We start from the raw sequence: 16,168 nt of genomic DNA, 5'->3' as shown, positions 1-16,168 counted from the left end.
CCAGTTGAATTGGTATCCACTTGAATAGTTATTTACTTGAATAGATATCTATTTAAACATCTAGCGAATCAAGTATCCGGCGACTCCTCCTTGCGAGACTATTCGGCTTTCTTATCTGACGGTGCTGAAGCTTCGCTGTTGACCTGAATGGTTTCAGATTCCACAGTTTCCATGACACTAGGTTTAGTCTCACTTGGCTTATCAGACTCAGGCTTAGCATACGGACGTTGAACCTCAGCAGCGGCCTGCTTGAGTTCATCGACTGACGCTTTAAGGTCTGGAGATAAATCTTCCATACCCATTTTTTCCGCCTTGCGTAGGTTTTCTTGCAGCTCTTGCACCTTAAGCTCATGAGAAAGTTCATCTTTCACACTGTTTGCCATGCTTTTCGCTTGTCCAACAAACTTGGAAATACTGCGAATCGCCACGGGCAAACGCTCAGGCCCTAAAACCACTAACCCAACGACAGATATTAATACCAGTTCCCAAAAACCGATATCAAACACGATTTACGCCTGCTCTTTGTCTTTCTTTGTTTCAGCAGTTGTTTCAGCGTGAGCTTCTGTCTTCTGCTGTTCAATATTCTTTGGTTCGAAGTCTGCATCTTTCTTATCTGCAGGCTTGTCTTCATCGCTCATCGCTTTTTTGAAGCCTTTAACCGCTGAACCTAAGTCACCACCCATACCGCGCAGTTTCTTTGTTCCGAATAGCAAAATTACAATTACAGCAATGATTAGAAGTTGCCAAATACTGATACCACCCATTGTCATTGTCCTCGGGTCTGTCTACACATAAAAATATTAAGAGAGTCTACTGTCTAACGACGGTAAGCTCGCCAACTAAGCAACCAAAATGTGACACCTGCGATGCCACAGCCCATAGATAGCTGCTCATAAGGGCTTGAAACTAATATTGCGGAGCATACGACTAAAGTGGCTCCAACGCCAAACAAAAACTTTCCAGTTGCTTGCTGACGCTTACTATCTCGGTAACCTTGATAAAGCTGATCCATTCTGTGGTTCATCGCTTTACCTTGGCGCAAGCTGTCATAAAGTAGCTCTGGCAGCTCTGGCAGTTTTTCTGCCCAGAATGGCGCACGCTCTTTTACTGCGTTGATCACAGCTTGCGGCCCCACCTGATTCATCATCCAGGTTTCAAGGAAAGGCTTCGCCGTTGCCCACAAATCAAGTTGCGGATACAGCTGACGGCCTAGGCCTTCGACATACAACAAGGTCTTTTGCAGAAGCACCAACTGAGGTTGAACCTCCATGTTGAAACGTCTTGCTGTATTAAATAAGTTTAGCAACACATGGCCAAATGAGATCTCGCCAAGTGGTTTTGCAAAGATTGGCTCACACACCATACGGATCGCGAACTCAAAATCATTGACGTTAGTGTCGTGTGGCACCCACCCCGAATCAACGTGTAGCTCAGCAACTTTACGGTAATCTCGATTGAAGAAAGCCAACAAGTTCTCTGCTAAATAGCGCTTATCTTCGCTATTGAGCGTGCCAACAATGCCACAATCCAAACCAATCCACTGAGGGTTGTCTGGATTTTCTGGATTAACGAATACGTTACCCGGGTGCATGTCGGCATGGAAAAAGCTGTCTCGGAATACTTGAGTGAAGAATACCGTCACACCACGTTCTGCCAACAATTTCATGTTAGTGCCGTTGGCGTTCAGAGTTTCAATATCGGAAACCTGAATACCATAGATTCGCTCTGATACCATCAGGGTTTCACTGCTTAAATCAGGGATAACCTCTGGGACATACAGCTCTTCGCTGCCTTCAAAATTACGTCGCAGCTGAATGGCATTGGCTGCCTCTCGGCGCAGGTCCAGTTCATCAATTAACGTTTTTTCGTACTCGTGAACGACCTCAACCGGTTTCAAACGACGTGCTTCAGGAAGCGACTTAGCGACTATACGCGCCATTCGGTGCATCAGTTTTAGATCTGCGTCAATCACCGGGCGAATATCAGGTCGAATTACCTTCAGAACAATCTCACGACCGCTCTCTTTAAGCTTTGCGGTATGCACCTGAGCGATAGAAGCAGAAGCCAGTGGCTCGATATCAAAGTCGGTAAACCAGTTGTCTAAACAGCCACCCAACGCCTTTTCCATATCTTGCTTCGCCAGTTGACCAGCAAACGGCGCAACTTGGTCTTGCAACAACGCCAACTGATCGGCGATATGAGGAGGGAACAGATCACGACGTGTCGACATCATCTGTCCAAACTTGATCCACACTGGACCAAGTTCTTGCAGCGCAAGGCGCAAGCGATGACCCAACTCTTTATCTTGATGCTTGTTCTTAAGCCAAAACAGTGACTTTCGCGCCAACAAAGGAGCTTTAGTCAGTTGGTGTTCCGGCATCAACTCATCAAGGCCATATTCCAACTGTACCTTGATAATATGATAAAGACGTTTCAGTTCTGCTGGGGTCATGCTTTCTCCAACAGAGCGTTCAACTTAGCTTCAAGACGAGCAGCAGAGCTTTTTACGTCATCAACTTGGTCGCAAAAATGCGCGACTTCTAACGGTGCTGGTGCGATCTTCCACTCTTCAGTCAGAACTTGAGCAACATGGTTTTGATGCTTAGTCGCCTGTTTTGCTACAAAGCCACCGACGTTTTTAACGCCTTGCACCAAGGTATGCGCAACCACATCACCCGTCACACGCGATAACCACTCTTCCAAATCAGGCTTGCAGTCTGTCATCAGTTGAGCAAATTTCTGAGCCAGTTGAATATCACCCTCTAAGATCAACTTATCTTGCTTGATCAGCTTGGTGATGTTCGATTGCTCACGCAATTCCGGTAATACCGATAGGTTCAAAGATAGGTAGCAATCAGGCTGCCCTTCGTATTCTGACAACACATCAATCTGTTGGCTGAAAACGAAAGTGAGTGTTTTATTCAACTCTTTCAAATTAACTTGAATGATCTGCCCCTTTAAACGAGACAAACGACGAACCAAGGCTGGATCATCGTTCACGAAAGTATTTAAAGAGGTTTCAATAACTGCGGTGACCAATGGATCAAATGGCATGACTGTCCTTACCTTTGAAAACGGATAAGCCTTAACCTATCCGTTCTGTCTTTATTCTTATTGTTTAGCACGCCCTAAGAGCCTACTACCAAGTTCGACTAGAACTTGTAACCGCGGTGCAGCGCAACAATGCCGCCCGTTAGGTTGAAGTATTTAGTATTCTCGAAACCCGCGTCTTGCATCATGCCTTCCAAGGTTTCTTGGTTAGGGTGCATGCGGATTGATTCTGCAAGGTAACGGTAGCTGTCTGCATCGTTAGCAATCAACTCACCCATTTTTGGCAACAGGTGGAAAGAGTATGCGTCGTAAACCTTTGATAGTGGCTCAAGCACTGGCTTAGAAAACTCAAGAACCAACAGACGGCCACCCGGCTTAAGTACGCGGTACATAGAACGCAGCGCTTGGTCTTTATCGGTTACGTTACGCAGACAGAAGCTGATCGTAATGCAATCGAAGTAGTTATCTGGGAATGGCAACTCTTCAGCGTTCGCTTGTACGTAGTGTACGTTGCCAACAATGCCGCTATCACGCAGCTTATCACGGCCAACATTCAGCATTGAGTTGTTGATATCAGCAAGAACCACGTGGCCTTTTTCACCAACGATACGCGAGAATTTCGCAGTAAGGTCGCCAGTACCACCACCAAGATCGAGGATACGCTGACCAGGGCGAACGCCACTGCAATCAATCGTGAATCGCTTCCACAAGCGGTGAACACCACCCGACATTAAGTCATTCATGATGTCGTATTTAGCGGCTACAGAGTGAAATACCTCTGCTACTTTCGCGACTTTTTCGTCTTTCGCGACTGTTTCGAAACCAAAGTGTGTGGTTTCTGACTCTACTGCTGAATTTGTCTGCACGCTTGTGTCCATAATGCTGTTATCTACCATGGTAAGTTCTCATCGACAGCACGCTCCGTGTTTAGAGGCGCTGCGGCCGATTAGTTTACTTTATCCTCAGCGGGTTGTCTTTCTACTAAGGAGGCATTTTCTGAAAAAGCCTCATTTTGCGCCATTTCAGCCAAACCAATCGAGATCGGTTTCTTCACTTCAACACCCAATTGCTTGAAGCTTTCGGCCTGACGAATCACGTTGCCACGGCCTGTTACTAGCTTATTCATCGCACCTTGGTAGCTTTGGTTGGCTCTATCTAATGAGCTTCCAAGACCTTCCATATCATCAACGAACAGGCGTAATTTGTCGTAAAGCTTGCTCGCACGTTCCGCGATAACTTGCGCGTTCTGATTCTGTCTATCGTTGCGCCACAAGTTATCAATGGTACGCAGTGCCACCAGCAAGGTGGTTGGGCTAACCAAGATAATGTTTTGCTCCATCGCATCTTTAACTAAGCTAGGGTCGGCTTGAATCGCCACCTGAAACGCAGGTTCTACCGGAATAAACATCAACACATAATCCAAGCTCTGTATGCCTTTGAGTTGATGATAATCCTTCTGGCTCAAGCCTTTAATATGCGCGCGCAATGAAGCCAAGTGATCACGTAATGCGGCATCACGTTGTTGATCAGTTTCAGCATTGAAGTAACGCTCAAACGCCACCAAAGCCATTTTTGAATCCACCACCACTTGCTTGTCTTGTGGCAGATGCACAATCACATCCGGTTGATAACGCTTGCCCGCATCGTTTTGCAGGTTCACTTGCGTTTGGTATTCGTGGCCTTCGCGCAGTCCTGATTCAGCAAGCACGCGAGCCAGCACCACCTCGCCCCAGTTACCTTGTTGTTTGTTGTCACCCTTTAGCGCTTGAGTCAGGTTCACCGCTTCACGCGTCATACTCTCATTAAGACGCTGCAGGTTTTTAAGCTCATGCACCAAAGTATGACGCTCTTTGGCTTCTTGGCTGAAGCTGTCGTTCACTTGTTTCTTAAAGCCTTCCAACTGCTCTCTTAGTGGAGACAACAAACCTTCTAGGCTCTGCTTATTCTGCTGATCGACCTTGGCGGTTTTGGTTTCAAACAGTTGGTTCGCTAACAATTCAAACTGCTGCTTAAGTCGTGATTCAGCTTGCTCTAGCAACTGCAGCTTTTCGCTATTGGCGAGGTTTTCTTGGTCATGCCTTGCTTCTTGCTCGCGCAGCTCGGCTTCTAATTCAGACTTATGATCTTTAAGCACATTGATCTCATCAGCGTACTGCTGGCGCTCTTGCTTTACCGCCTCAAAGTAGCGCAGTTTTTCCATTGCAGCCATCACCTTACCGTGCGCCTGCTTGAGCTCGAATGCCGCTTTGTCTCGGTCATCATCTAACTCATCGAGCTCTTGTTGCGCCTCTGCGAGTGATGCTTTGAGCTGAGCTTGCTGAGATTCATGCAACAAACGATCGGACTCTAGCTGCTGCTCGAGCAATCGCTGCTGAAAAGAGAGCTTCTGTTTAATCCACCAACCCACGACACCGCCGCTGACGAGCGCGCCAGAAATTGCAGCAATAAGCGTTGCCTGATGTTCGATAATCCATTGCATGATAATGATTTAGCCTAATTGGAAGTAACTCATTAAATGGTATTTTGATACTGGATAAATGTCCAGTTTGCCGTATTAAATTTCGACAGATAGACTAGGCGCTCCGTATTCTGTCCCATCAAATTAGAATGAGTTGCTATGAACGAACGTCGTGCCTTGGGCTTTGGCCTTTCCGCGGTATTACTGTGGTCAACAGTTGCTACTGCTTTTAAGCTGACCCTTGCTGAGTTTTCACCGATTCAAATGCTGACCATTGCCAGCATAGTGTCATCGATGGCACTGATCGCCATCTGCGCCTTTCAAGGCAAGCTTTCTCAGCTGAGTACTACGTTCCTTTCAAACCCTTGGTATTACCTACTGCTCGGCTTGGTCAATCCACTGGCCTACTACCTGATTCTATTCAAAGCATACGACCTATTGCCTGCATCTCAAGCGCAGGCCATTAACTACAGCTGGGCAATCACGCTAACCTTGATGGCGGCGGTTTTTCTCGGACAAAAGATTCGTAAGCAAGATTGGATTGCTTGTACCTTCAGTTATGCGGGTGTGGTGGTCATTGCCACCAAAGGCGATGTGCTAGGAATGCAGTTCGATAGCCCACTCGGTGTGGCTCTGGCGCTACTTTCAACCTTGCTTTGGGCGGGATACTGGATTCTAAACACCAAAAACAAGGCTGACCCTGTGATTGGCGTATTGCTTGGTTTCTTAGTGGCATTGCCCTTCGCGATCGGTTTAACCCTTTACGAAGGCGAGAGCTTTAGCCAAATCACAGCAAAAGGTTGGATGGCTGTGACTTACGTAGGCCTGTTTGAGATGGGCATTACCTTTGTCTTGTGGCTCTCGGCATTAAAACTGACCAACAACACGGCACGTATCAGCAACCTAATTTTTGCCTCGCCATTTATCTCACTGATGCTACTTTCCACTATTATCGGCGAAGAGATTCACCCAGCGACCCTGTTTGGCTTGGTACTGATCATTGCCGGCCTTGTTATCCAGCAGATCAAATGGGGAAAGAAGAAAAACAACCTCAGCCCTGAAAGTTAATGCCCAGAAAGATTAGGATTATCGCACTACGCGACTTCCCGAATTATCAACGATAACAAGCTTTGAATACAAAAATGGCGAGTCGTAGGACTCGCCATTTTTATGTCATTTAAAATCTAATGGGTAAGCTTAAACCCACTGGCCTGCTGCAAAGCCAGAGCTCCAGCACCATTGGAAGTTATATCCTCCTAACCAACCTGTTACGTCCATTACTTCACCGATGAAGTAGAGGCCAGAAACCGTCTTACATTCCATGGTTTTTGAAGATAGATGATTGGTGTCCACACCGCCTAGAGTCACTTCCGCTGTTCGGTAACCTTCGGTGCCGTTTGGCGCGATTTTCCAGTTCTCTAGATGCTCTACAATGTCATTCAGCTGTTTTTCATTGAACTGCTTGAGCGGCTTGTCTTCAAGCTCTTTGCGGTCAATCAGTACTTCTACAAAACGCTTTGGTAATGCTTTCGCTAAGGTGTTTTTCAGGCTCTGATTTGGGTGTTTCTCTCGAGAGTTTTCAAGTAGTTCAGCAACGTCCACTTCTGGTACTAGATTAATCGAAACCGATTGACCCGCTTTCCAGAACGAAGAAATTTGCAATACCGAAGGACCAGATAAGCCGCGGTGGGTAAACAGCAACGCTTCTTTGAATAAGGTGCCGTCTTGCGCGGTGATCTCGGCAGGAATCGCGATTCCTGAAAGCTCAGCAAAGGCTTCTTTGTCTTCTTTATGCAGAGTAAATGGCACCAAACCCGCAGTAGTCGGCATCACAGACAAACCAAACTGCTCGGCAATCTTATAGCCAAATGGCGTCGCACCTAGTTTCGGCATCGATAAACCGCCCGTCGCCACGACAAGTGAGTCACACTCAACTTCGTCGGTATTAAGGTGCATCTTAAAGCCAGCGTCTGTTTTTTCGATGGAGTGAACATCACAACGGTAGCGTTGTTCAACTTTCGCCTGCTTACACTCGTCAAGCAGCATGCTCACGATGTCTTTTGCAGTGTGGTCATTGACACAGAACAATTGGCCGTGGTCTCGCTCTTCGAACTCAATACCGTACTTGCTCACCATCGAGATAAAATCCCAGTTGGTGTATTGAGATAAAGCTGACTTCACGAAATGAGGGTTGTTACACAGGAAGTTGTTGGCTGAAACATCATAGTTAGTGAAATTACAACGACCGCCACCTGAGATTAAAATTTTTCTGCCTGGTTTCTTTGCATGATCAACCACCAGCACTCGTCGGCCGCGTTTACCCGCTTCCGCAGCACACATTAAGCCTGCGGCGCCCGCACCAATTACGATTACATCAAATTTTTCACTCATGTGGTTCTGCTTTTCTTCACTTTTGCAGCCCGAGTACACCCTGTTCTCGAAATGCCATCAATAAAAAAGGATGTGCATAAACAGCACATCCTTACTAATTGCTCGCTATTTTAGCGGCAATTTTAAACTTTGCAATTGATGTTCAATTGTACAATTTGCAGACAGCAGCAAAACCACTACTTGGCTTAGCGAACCAACAACCAAAGCCTCACACCAAAACCTAAACTCTACTTCACACGTACTAAAAAACTTAGACGATGAAAGAAGACAGCAAGGTTACACCTAGCAGAGCGGAAGAGAGTATGAATAACTGTCTTACGCGATCGCACTTCGAAGTAAAAACTTCGTCATGATGATGGTGATACTCTTTGCTTTTGATGTAACTGAACAGGCGAACCTGTTTGGTCATATTGCCATGGGTTGTGAAAAAACCGCCTCCGTCTACTTGTTGATAAAGTAGAGGATGCGCTTCTCGCATAATATAAATGAGCGTTCTTAGCGCAGTAAAATAACGCGCCCAGTTCACGCAAGTCACAACCATTAGTGCAAATAGAATAGTGTCGCCGCTGATCATCCTTTCCTCCCTACATCTTCATAAGAAAACTCAAAAGAAAAAGATAATCAGTGTCTTTTTCGTACTACCTAAACGGCAGGAGCTTCCATAATTGAAGATGAACCATCTTTTGCCAATTGCGCTAGGTCTTTATCAATAAAGAACAGTGCTTTACCGTCTTCACCAACAAGCTCTAGCTTATCCAATACACCTTTAAACAACTTCTCTTCTTCGTGTTGCTCTGCAACGTACCATTGCAGGAAGTTAAAGGTTGAGTAGTCTTGTGTGCTGAAAGCAACGTGAGCCAGTTTGTTGATCTTTTCAGTAATCATCTGCTCATGTTCATAAGTTTCACGGAACACTGCACCAAGGCTTTCGAATTCGTGTTTCGGTGCTTCAATCGCACCCAGAATTGGCATTGCACCTGTTTCGCTTACGTAAGTGAAAAGACGCTGCATATGTTCCATTTCTTCTACTGCATGAACACGCAGAAACTCTGCTGCACCTTCAAATCCTTTGTCTTCACACCAAGCACTCATTTGTAAGTATAGATTGGATGAGAAAAATTCTAGGTTAATTTGATCATTCAGTTGCTCAACCATAGTTTTTGACAGCATTTAAGACTCCTAATTACATCCTCAATTTTCTCTACTATATCACTATTTAATGAATATCTCGCAGGCCATTAGTTAACCAATATTTCGAGCTGTCATTACGCAAGACAGTGGATATGAGATCACTTCAGCAAAAAAAGCCATCGCATAGTGCTAATCTTAAATCAGACAATGAATAAAGGAGGTAGCGATATGAGTTACAAACATATTTTGGTCGCGGTCGATTTATCAGAAGACAGCAAATTAATTGTGGATAAAGCGGTAGCATTGGCTAAGCCATTGGAAGCCAAAGTCTCTTTTATCCATATCGATATTAACTACGCAGAGCTGTATACCGGCCTGATTGATATCAACATGGCCGAAACCCAGCACAACGCGATGGAAGCGTCTCGTATTCAGCTGCAAAATTTTGCGGAGCACGCCCAATACCCGATCACCCATACCCTAGTAGGCAGTGGTGATTTGAGTCATGAGCTGTGTGACACCATCAACGAGTTCAATGTTGATCTCGTGGTTTGCGGTCACCATCAAGATTTCTGGAGCAAGCTGCTCTCTTCAACACGCCAACTGATCAACGCCTCTCCGGTTGATATGCTGGTCGTGCCTCTAAGAGATTCAGAAGACTAATGATTTAAGGTTAGGTAACATACAGCTCATATCTTATTAACGAAGTTTTACTATGAGCTATTTAGCTGGTGTTACCCTCCTATGGGCCTTCTCCTTTAGCCTGATCGGCGTTTACCTTGCGGGTCAGGTTGATTCTTGGTTCTCTGTTTTAATGCGTGTTGCCCTTGCTGGCGTCGTATTTCTTCCTTTCCTAAAGTTTCGCGGCGTATCGCGTAAGCTGATCGCTAAATTGATGGCAATTGGTGGTATCCAGCTTGGCCTGATGTACTGCTTCTACTATCAATCTTTCTTACTGCTATCCGTTCCTGAAGTCCTTTTGTTTACCGTTTTCACGCCAATTTACGTCACGCTTATTTATGACTTTCTCAAAGGGCAATTCTCTCCGTGGTACCTAGTGACAGCGGCAATTGCGGTATTGGGCGCGGTATTCATTAAGTTCGCAGGTATTAACGAAAACTTTTTAGTCGGCTTCCTCGTCGTGCAAGGCGCGAACCTGTGCTTTGCTATTGGTCAGGTGGGCTACAAGGTGGTGATGGAGAAGGAATCGACCGAGTTGCCTCAGCGAACCGTATTTGGTTACTTCTACTTAGGGGCGCTATGCGTCGCTTCCGTTGCTTTCATGCTACTAGGCAACCCAGAGAAACTGCCCACCACCACACTTCAATGGGGAATCCTGATCTACCTTGGCTTGATTGCGTCGGGGCTGGGTTACTTTATGTGGAATAAAGGCGCGTGCATGGTGAATGCTGGCGCGCTGGCAGTGATGAACAATGCCTTGGTTCCTGCTGGTCTGGTGGTGAATATCCTGATTTGGAACAGAGATGTCGATTTGGTTCGCTTGTCTATTGGTGGCGCCGTTATCTTATTCTCTTTATTCGTCAATGAGACGTGGGTGAAGAAGCGCGTAGCAAGATCCGCAAGCAACGCTTAGCTGATTTGAACGAGCTACATGAGTCAGCTCGGATAACCCCAAAAAGCAAAAGAGCGACCTAAGGTCGCTCTTTTTAAATCATCGCTGTAGCAATAAACCATTCAAATCAACTTCAGTGAATTTGATTGTGGCTCACTACCTGAGTCTTGGTTTCAGTGAAGGCAACATCATCAAGTTGTAGGTTGATTCGTTCCAATTCACTTTCCAGCTTCTGACTTTTCTTAAACAGCTTTTGCTGCTTCTTAATCATCTTCGCCAGTTTCTTATTGTACTTCTCTTGTTTCTTAGCCGCTTTCTTCGCTTGTTTGAGTTCAGCTTTCTCATCACCGCTCGCCTTCGCCATCAGTTTTTTCAGCTTGGCTTTTTTCTGTGCGGCTTCTTTTTTGGCAAGCTCAGGGGCCATATCAGCGGCGGCTGGATCGAACATTTGTACGCTCGGTTCAATTGCCTCGTTGATTTCCGCAAGCGACAGTTCTGGTGCAGGTAATGTTTCCGCTAGCAGGCCGCATGCGACTTTCTCTTCAACGGGTTTGTTTTGACAACCAAGAGGTGGAATTGCGGTGGGTTTGCATAGATTCGCTTGATCCGCCGAAGAACGCGCACAAGAACGACACACGAACTTAGGTTCAGTCACCAAGCTGTGGATCTCGCCCAAGTGTTCGGTGATATCTCGACGGTTTAACTTACAAAAGCGTTTAGCCATGCTTCAACTCCAGCTAAGAATAATAATGATTCTTAGTTAGATATACATCTGTAACGCGACTATCGCAAGTGTTAACTGGCAATTTATCGTATTTATGACGAGAAATTTTCTTAGCGTGTATCTAAGTTATTGATGCTTCAATTAAGTTATTGATGCTTCAATTAAGTCATTGATGCTTTCACATAGACGTCAAAACGGTTCTTTTTGGTTTCGATCGCCATGCTCGGTTTTTGCTCGTCTAACCAAGCTGCGTAATCCGGTCTTTTAACCACAACTCGCTTCGATGCCAACTTCATCGCTGGCTCAAATAGGCCATCAGCATCCAGATCGGCACCCACCAAAGATTGGAATACGCGCATCTCTTTTTTGACCAGAGCCGATTTCTTTTTGTTCTCTGGGTGTGGGTACATAGGGTCGAGGTACACCACATCAGGTTGTTCAAAGTCAGGATCGTTACTGAGCTTGTCTAAAGCATCGTGACTGGATGCGTGAATCAACTTCATGCGTTCAGTTACCCAACCACCGATATCTGGGTCTTGTTGCGCTCGCTGCAAGCCATCATCAAGCAGTGCGGCCACAACGGGGTGACGCTCGACCATTTGCACCTTACAACCTAGAGAAGCCAACACAAACGCATCGCGCCCTAAGCCTGCAGTACCATCAAGAATAGTTGGCGTTGCGCCTTTGTTTAAACCAGCTGCTTTGGCAATCGCCTGACCTTTACCACCGCCAAACTTACGTCGGTGACCAACTGCGCCTCCCACTAAATCAACAAAGATAGCGCCAAGCTTGGGCTCATCGACTTTACGTAGCTCAAGTCGCTCACTAGTCAGTACCAAAGCAAAATCGCTGCTTTCATCATGAGATAAGTTCCAGCGGGTCGCTAAGTCATTCAAATGATCGATTTGGGTAGCATCTTCGCAAATCAGTTGTAGTTGCAAGGTCGTCTCCAACAGACAGTAGTATTCAAAACAAAAGAGGCAACCAGTTTACCTGATTGCCTCAACAATACATATTAGCGGTGAAAAGTATTCCCAGCTAAAGTCGGCTTACCTAAACCAATGGATCTGTCTCTCGCTCTTGTCTTAACTCTTCAACAAGCTCTGCGAGTGGCTTAGGTCGCCCTATGATGTAGCCCTGCGCGTAGTTCACACCCAGTTCGATAAGCTTGTCGATAATCTGGGTATTTTCAACGAACTCAGCCACGGTGTGCTTGCCCATCTGCTTGGCAAGATCATTGATCGAGCGAACCATCACATGGTCCATCTCATTCACATCAATATCACGTACAAACAAGCCATCGATCTTCACAATATCGACAGGCAGCTTTTTCAGATAGCCAAATGACGATAGCCCTGAGCCAAAATCATCCAATGCAATCATGCAGCCAAGCTCTTTGATTCGAGTGAAGAACTTGATCGCCTGCTTCATGTTACTCATGGCCGCTGTTTCGGTGATCTCTAAACAAATCTTATGACACGGTATCGATGAATCGCTCAGGCTATCTATCAAAAATTCGACAAACTCACGGTTACCCATCGAGTGACCGGAAAGATTGATTGAACACATCCCCAGTTCCTCAATAACCTCAGGGCGTTGCTCCAACCAACCCAAGGTTTGACTGACGACTTGGCGGTCAATCAAATGCGCGATGTTATAACGCTCTGAGGCTGGCATGAAGATCCCCGGGGAGATGTATTCCCCTTGGATGTTCTTGATGCGGACCAAGATTTCAAAGTGCATTTTATCGCTGTCTTCATCTAGGCCAAGAATTCGCTGCGCAAACAACTCTAAGCGATCGTTAGCCAAGGCCTCATGCACTAGGTTAACGCACTCCATCTCAAGATGGCGACGACGCAGGTCTTCATCATCTTGATGGTAAAGATGATAGCGATTGCGACCTTCTTCTTTAGCGGCATGACAAGCTGCATCCGCCTGAGCGTGCACCATCTGTGGTGAAGCTGCTGTATGGTCGATCAATCGAATACCGATAGAGCACGTCAGGTTGAGTCGAATATCATCCCACAAGAATGGATTCTCACTCATCATCGAGATAATACTGCGACACACATTCACCGCATCTCGTTCAGTACAGTCTTTCATCAGCACAGCAAACTCATCACCACCCATTCGCGCTAACACCGCATTGTAAGGCAGTACGTCTTCTAGCAGTTTGGCGCTAAACAAGATCGCAGCATCACCCGCTTCATGTCCTGCGGTATCGTTCAGCACTTTCAGCTGATCCAAATCTAGGAACAACATTGCGTGAGTTCGCATGTGGCTCTCAACCTCTTTCAGCGCCTTTTGCAGCTCTTGCTCAAAGTGGTTGCGGTTAAAGGTGTCAGTCAGTAGGTCATAGCGAGCCTGATACTCTAGCTTTTCAGAAAGCTCGTGCGTTTCGGTGATGTCTTCACCCACAATCAACAGCTGATCAGACTCCACCAACGGGCGGATATTTTCACGAATCCAGCTCTTGCTGCCGTCGGCATGGCGATATTCGATATCACGACGCCACACACCACGAATCTTATGCTGAGGTTGCAGCAAGATATGACGAGGAATCATCGCGTTCTCATCAACATAGAATTCTCTAGGGCGATGGCCCAACAACTGATCGAGAGGGTATCCCAAAAGCTCTTCGGCAAACTGGTTCACTTGTTGAATGCGATTATTGCCATCGAGCGTAATCATCATCACCGGCTGTTTGTCGTAATACAGCTTCAAGTTTGCTTCACGTTGGAACAGCTTATTCTCAGCAAGCTTACGTGAGGTCACGTCGCGCGCCTCAAAGAGAAACTGAATGTCTTCGTCTTCACTGCCCGGCATCGGCTTCAATGAAATATCCAACACCATCGCACCGCGATCTCGACACCACACCTCGGCTTCAAATCGTAAGGCTGGGTGCTCACTTTTTGCGATGAAATATTCGGCTAGCACTTCTCGCGCAGAACTTTCCCAATGTTGGTGTTGTTGCAGCGGCGTTCCCAGTTTATAGCCTTGATTATAAAGCAGCTCATGTAACTTGCTGTTACTCGACAGCAGCACGCCACCCTTATCAATGATGCCCATAAATTGCAGGCTCTGATCAAATATCGACTCCAACAATCGTTGGCTTTGGCGACTTGCACGTTCGCTCTTCTTCAGACGGTTAAGGTAATACACCAACACCGCGATAACACACGACATGCTCAAGAACATTAAACCGATGGTGCGAATTTCATCGCGATAGCGCATTAAGAATGACTTCGGCTTATTGAGGAAGGTTACTGAGGCTTCATTCTCTGCACCCAAATCCCAACGTGAGATCTGTTGGTAATCGAGTTTGATTTCTGGCGCGCCAGCAACCACCAATGGCAATGGAGCCTTAGGATTGTTCAGCACGCTCAACAGCACGCGCCCCGTGTCTCGACCTTGCGTTTCTCCACTGTGGATCACGCCACCAATCGCACCAAACCCAAGTCCTAAATCATGCACAATATACAATGGCATCTGAGTTTTTTTGTTGAGCTGACGCCAGTCTTCTTTGCTGCTGACCCGACCATTGATGTCGCGGTAGTAGGCCCAGAACAACAAGCTTTTAGTTAGATCAGCGCGTTGCGCGAACGTCATCAGTTCTTGATAAGAATCAGGCGTATATTGCTCCACCATCCCAGAAAACTCAGGGCGTTTTTGTAGAAATAAATCCACTTGAGCGCGAATAGCTTCACCCGTTACCGAGTGATCGGTAACCACGTAAACTTTTTTAACCGTCGATTGAAGTCGATTGATCAGCTCAATATTGCTCGCCATATCAATATCTTCAGTGATACCGGTTGCGTGCAAGCCTTCAATCATTTGCGGAGAAAAATTGTTGATGCCACCAAAAATAACGGGCGTGCCATTGAGTTCGGGCGCTAAGCGTTTCATCAGATTGAGGGCGTTATTATCACTGACGACTACAGCGGCAAACTCTTCATGCGACAGCTTAGTGCGGTATAGCTGATAAATTCGCTCTAAGTATTCAGCGTTTTGAGTTCGCTTGGTATCGAGATAAACAACCCGGTAAGATAACCCATCGCGATCGAGCTCATCAGATAGTCCTTTATGGAAATCATCTGTCCAGAAAAAGCCTTGATGATAAGAGTGAATAACCAACACATCTTTTGCCTGAGCTGAAGCAAAAACACTCCAACACATCACAATAAAAAATAACGAAAATCGCACTGAATTCACCCTAACCCTATAGTTACTGCTAATATTATCACCCTTGGCTATGATGTGTACTCAAGCCGGTATGTTTTTCATTCAACCTAAGGATTATGCATGTCCACAACCACAGCTCGTCTAGATGATCTAGACCGTGCCATTCTCAAAACCTTGATGGAAGATGCACGAACTCCTTACGCTGAAATGGCAAAGCAGTTCGATGTCAGCCCTGCGACGATTCACGTTCGCATCGAAAAGATGAGATCGGCAGACATTATCGAGCGAACGGAAGTTGTGGTAAACACCAAAAAACTGGGTTACGACGTGTGTTGCTTTATTGGCATCAACCTTAATGCTGCCAAAGATTACCACTCGGCGATCGCTAAGCTGAATGCCTTAGACGAAGTGGTTGAGGCGTACTACACCACTGGTGCTTACAATATCTTTGTAAAGCTGATGTGTAAGTCGATAGAAGAGCTGCAGTTTGTATTGATCGATAAGCTGCAAGCGATCGATGAAGTTCAGTCGACAGAGACACTGATTTCATTGCAGAACCCTATCAACCGCAATGTGAATCCATAACATTGATTCGCCTTGCTTGGCATAACGCACAGACAAAAAAAGAGCCTCTAACTAGAGTAATGCCGTTCACTTA

Annotated in this window: 16 protein-coding genes; 4 read left to right on the top strand and 12 right to left on the bottom strand. The window is 46.1% G+C overall.

The genetic code is table 11. The features are described from left to right. Positions 1 to 98: 98 nt before the first annotated feature. The 6 genes from tatB to rmuC all read right to left on the bottom strand — a co-directional run bounded on the left by tatB (position 99) and on the right by rmuC (position 5,530). Entirely contained in the window at positions 99 to 506 is a 408-nt protein-coding gene (tatB, locus tag AB4503_RS17970; RefSeq protein ID WP_017060155.1) for a Sec-independent protein translocase protein TatB, read from the bottom strand. A gap of 3 nt (positions 507 to 509) precedes the next feature. Then, positions 510 to 764, bottom strand: coding sequence for a Sec-independent protein translocase subunit TatA (gene tatA / locus AB4503_RS17965; RefSeq protein WP_017060154.1), 255 nt, complete (start codon positions 762 to 764; stop codon positions 510 to 512). A 53-nt stretch (positions 765 to 817) separates the two neighbouring features. Further along, a complete protein-coding gene (gene ubiB, locus AB4503_RS17960; RefSeq protein ID WP_372115484.1) occupies positions 818 to 2,452 on the bottom strand; it encodes a ubiquinone biosynthesis regulatory protein kinase UbiB in 1,635 nt (544 codons plus the stop codon). Further along, complete coding sequence (locus AB4503_RS17955) at positions 2,449 to 3,054, bottom strand: SCP2 domain-containing protein (protein WP_017063051.1); 606 nt, start codon at positions 3,052 to 3,054, stop codon at positions 2,449 to 2,451. Before AB4503_RS17955 ends, ubiB begins: the two co-directional genes overlap by 4 nt. 98 nt (positions 3,055 to 3,152) lie before the next feature. Further along, positions 3,153 to 3,932, bottom strand: coding sequence for a bifunctional demethylmenaquinone methyltransferase/2-methoxy-6-polyprenyl-1,4-benzoquinol methylase UbiE (gene ubiE / locus AB4503_RS17950; RefSeq protein WP_029235100.1), 780 nt, complete (start codon positions 3,930 to 3,932; stop codon positions 3,153 to 3,155). A gap of 65 nt (positions 3,933 to 3,997) precedes the next feature. After that, positions 3,998 to 5,530 carry a DNA recombination protein RmuC gene (gene rmuC, locus AB4503_RS17945; protein ID WP_017070099.1) on the bottom strand — a complete coding sequence of 511 codons (1,533 nt, stop codon included), beginning with the start codon at positions 5,528 to 5,530 and terminating at the stop codon, positions 3,998 to 4,000. Positions 5,531 to 5,668: 138 nt separating this feature from the next. Here rmuC and AB4503_RS17940 point away from each other — a divergent pair, with 138 nt between their 5' ends. Next, positions 5,669 to 6,577, top strand: coding sequence for a DMT family transporter (locus AB4503_RS17940; protein ID WP_108109541.1), 909 nt, complete (start codon positions 5,669 to 5,671; stop codon positions 6,575 to 6,577). A 129-nt stretch (positions 6,578 to 6,706) separates the two neighbouring features. Here the strand turns inward: AB4503_RS17940 and AB4503_RS17935 are convergent, their stop codons facing one another. The 3 genes from AB4503_RS17935 to ftnA all read right to left on the bottom strand — a co-directional run bounded on the left by AB4503_RS17935 (position 6,707) and on the right by ftnA (position 9,070). After that, positions 6,707 to 7,900 carry an NAD(P)/FAD-dependent oxidoreductase gene (locus AB4503_RS17935; protein ID WP_371724900.1) on the bottom strand — a complete coding sequence of 398 codons (1,194 nt, stop codon included), beginning with the start codon at positions 7,898 to 7,900 and terminating at the stop codon, positions 6,707 to 6,709. A gap of 250 nt (positions 7,901 to 8,150) precedes the next feature. Continuing rightward, positions 8,151 to 8,474 carry a universal stress protein UspB gene (gene uspB / locus AB4503_RS17930; protein ID WP_009848060.1) on the bottom strand — a complete coding sequence of 108 codons (324 nt, stop codon included), beginning with the start codon at positions 8,472 to 8,474 and terminating at the stop codon, positions 8,151 to 8,153. 68 nt (positions 8,475 to 8,542) lie between these two features. Next, complete coding sequence (gene ftnA, locus AB4503_RS17925; protein WP_017066029.1) at positions 8,543 to 9,070, bottom strand: non-heme ferritin; 528 nt, start codon at positions 9,068 to 9,070, stop codon at positions 8,543 to 8,545. A 189-nt stretch (positions 9,071 to 9,259) separates the two neighbouring features. Here ftnA and uspA point away from each other — a divergent pair, with 189 nt between their 5' ends. Together uspA and AB4503_RS17915 are read left to right on the top strand one after the other, a co-directional pair. Next, positions 9,260 to 9,694 carry a universal stress protein UspA gene (uspA, locus tag AB4503_RS17920; protein WP_017060149.1) on the top strand — a complete coding sequence of 145 codons (435 nt, stop codon included), beginning with the start codon at positions 9,260 to 9,262 and terminating at the stop codon, positions 9,692 to 9,694. 52 nt (positions 9,695 to 9,746) lie between these two features. Next, positions 9,747 to 10,625 carry a carboxylate/amino acid/amine transporter gene (locus AB4503_RS17915; protein ID WP_017060148.1) on the top strand — a complete coding sequence of 293 codons (879 nt, stop codon included), beginning with the start codon at positions 9,747 to 9,749 and terminating at the stop codon, positions 10,623 to 10,625. A gap of 112 nt (positions 10,626 to 10,737) precedes the next feature. Here AB4503_RS17915 and AB4503_RS17910 read toward each other — a convergent pair whose 3' ends face one another. The 3 genes from AB4503_RS17910 to AB4503_RS17900 form a co-directional block, all read right to left on the bottom strand. Next, complete coding sequence (locus tag AB4503_RS17910; RefSeq protein ID WP_017060147.1) at positions 10,738 to 11,328, bottom strand: hypothetical protein; 591 nt, start codon at positions 11,326 to 11,328, stop codon at positions 10,738 to 10,740. A 161-nt stretch (positions 11,329 to 11,489) separates the two neighbouring features. Beyond that, positions 11,490 to 12,269: a class I SAM-dependent methyltransferase gene (locus AB4503_RS17905; protein ID WP_017063046.1), complete on the bottom strand. Its 780-nt coding sequence runs from the start codon at positions 12,267 to 12,269 to the stop codon at positions 11,490 to 11,492. Between the two features lie 112 nt (positions 12,270 to 12,381). Further along, positions 12,382 to 15,504 (bottom strand): EAL domain-containing protein, encoded by a 3,123-nt coding sequence (locus AB4503_RS17900; RefSeq protein WP_372115533.1) that lies wholly within the window; start codon positions 15,502 to 15,504, stop codon positions 12,382 to 12,384. A 126-nt stretch (positions 15,505 to 15,630) separates the two neighbouring features. On the opposite strand from AB4503_RS17900, the gene asnC reads away from it, so the two are divergent. Next, complete coding sequence (gene asnC, locus AB4503_RS17895) at positions 15,631 to 16,095, top strand: transcriptional regulator AsnC (RefSeq protein WP_008218581.1); 465 nt, start codon at positions 15,631 to 15,633, stop codon at positions 16,093 to 16,095. Positions 16,096 to 16,168: the final 73 nt, after the last annotated feature.

Origin of the sequence: Vibrio sp. 10N.222.55.B11, from assembly GCF_041473705.1 — a bacterium.
Lineage (GTDB): Bacteria > Pseudomonadota > Gammaproteobacteria > Enterobacterales > Vibrionaceae > Vibrio > Vibrio crassostreae_C.
Note: the sequence above shows the minus strand (reverse complement) of the source record. Positions and strands in the feature narration are given on the sequence as shown.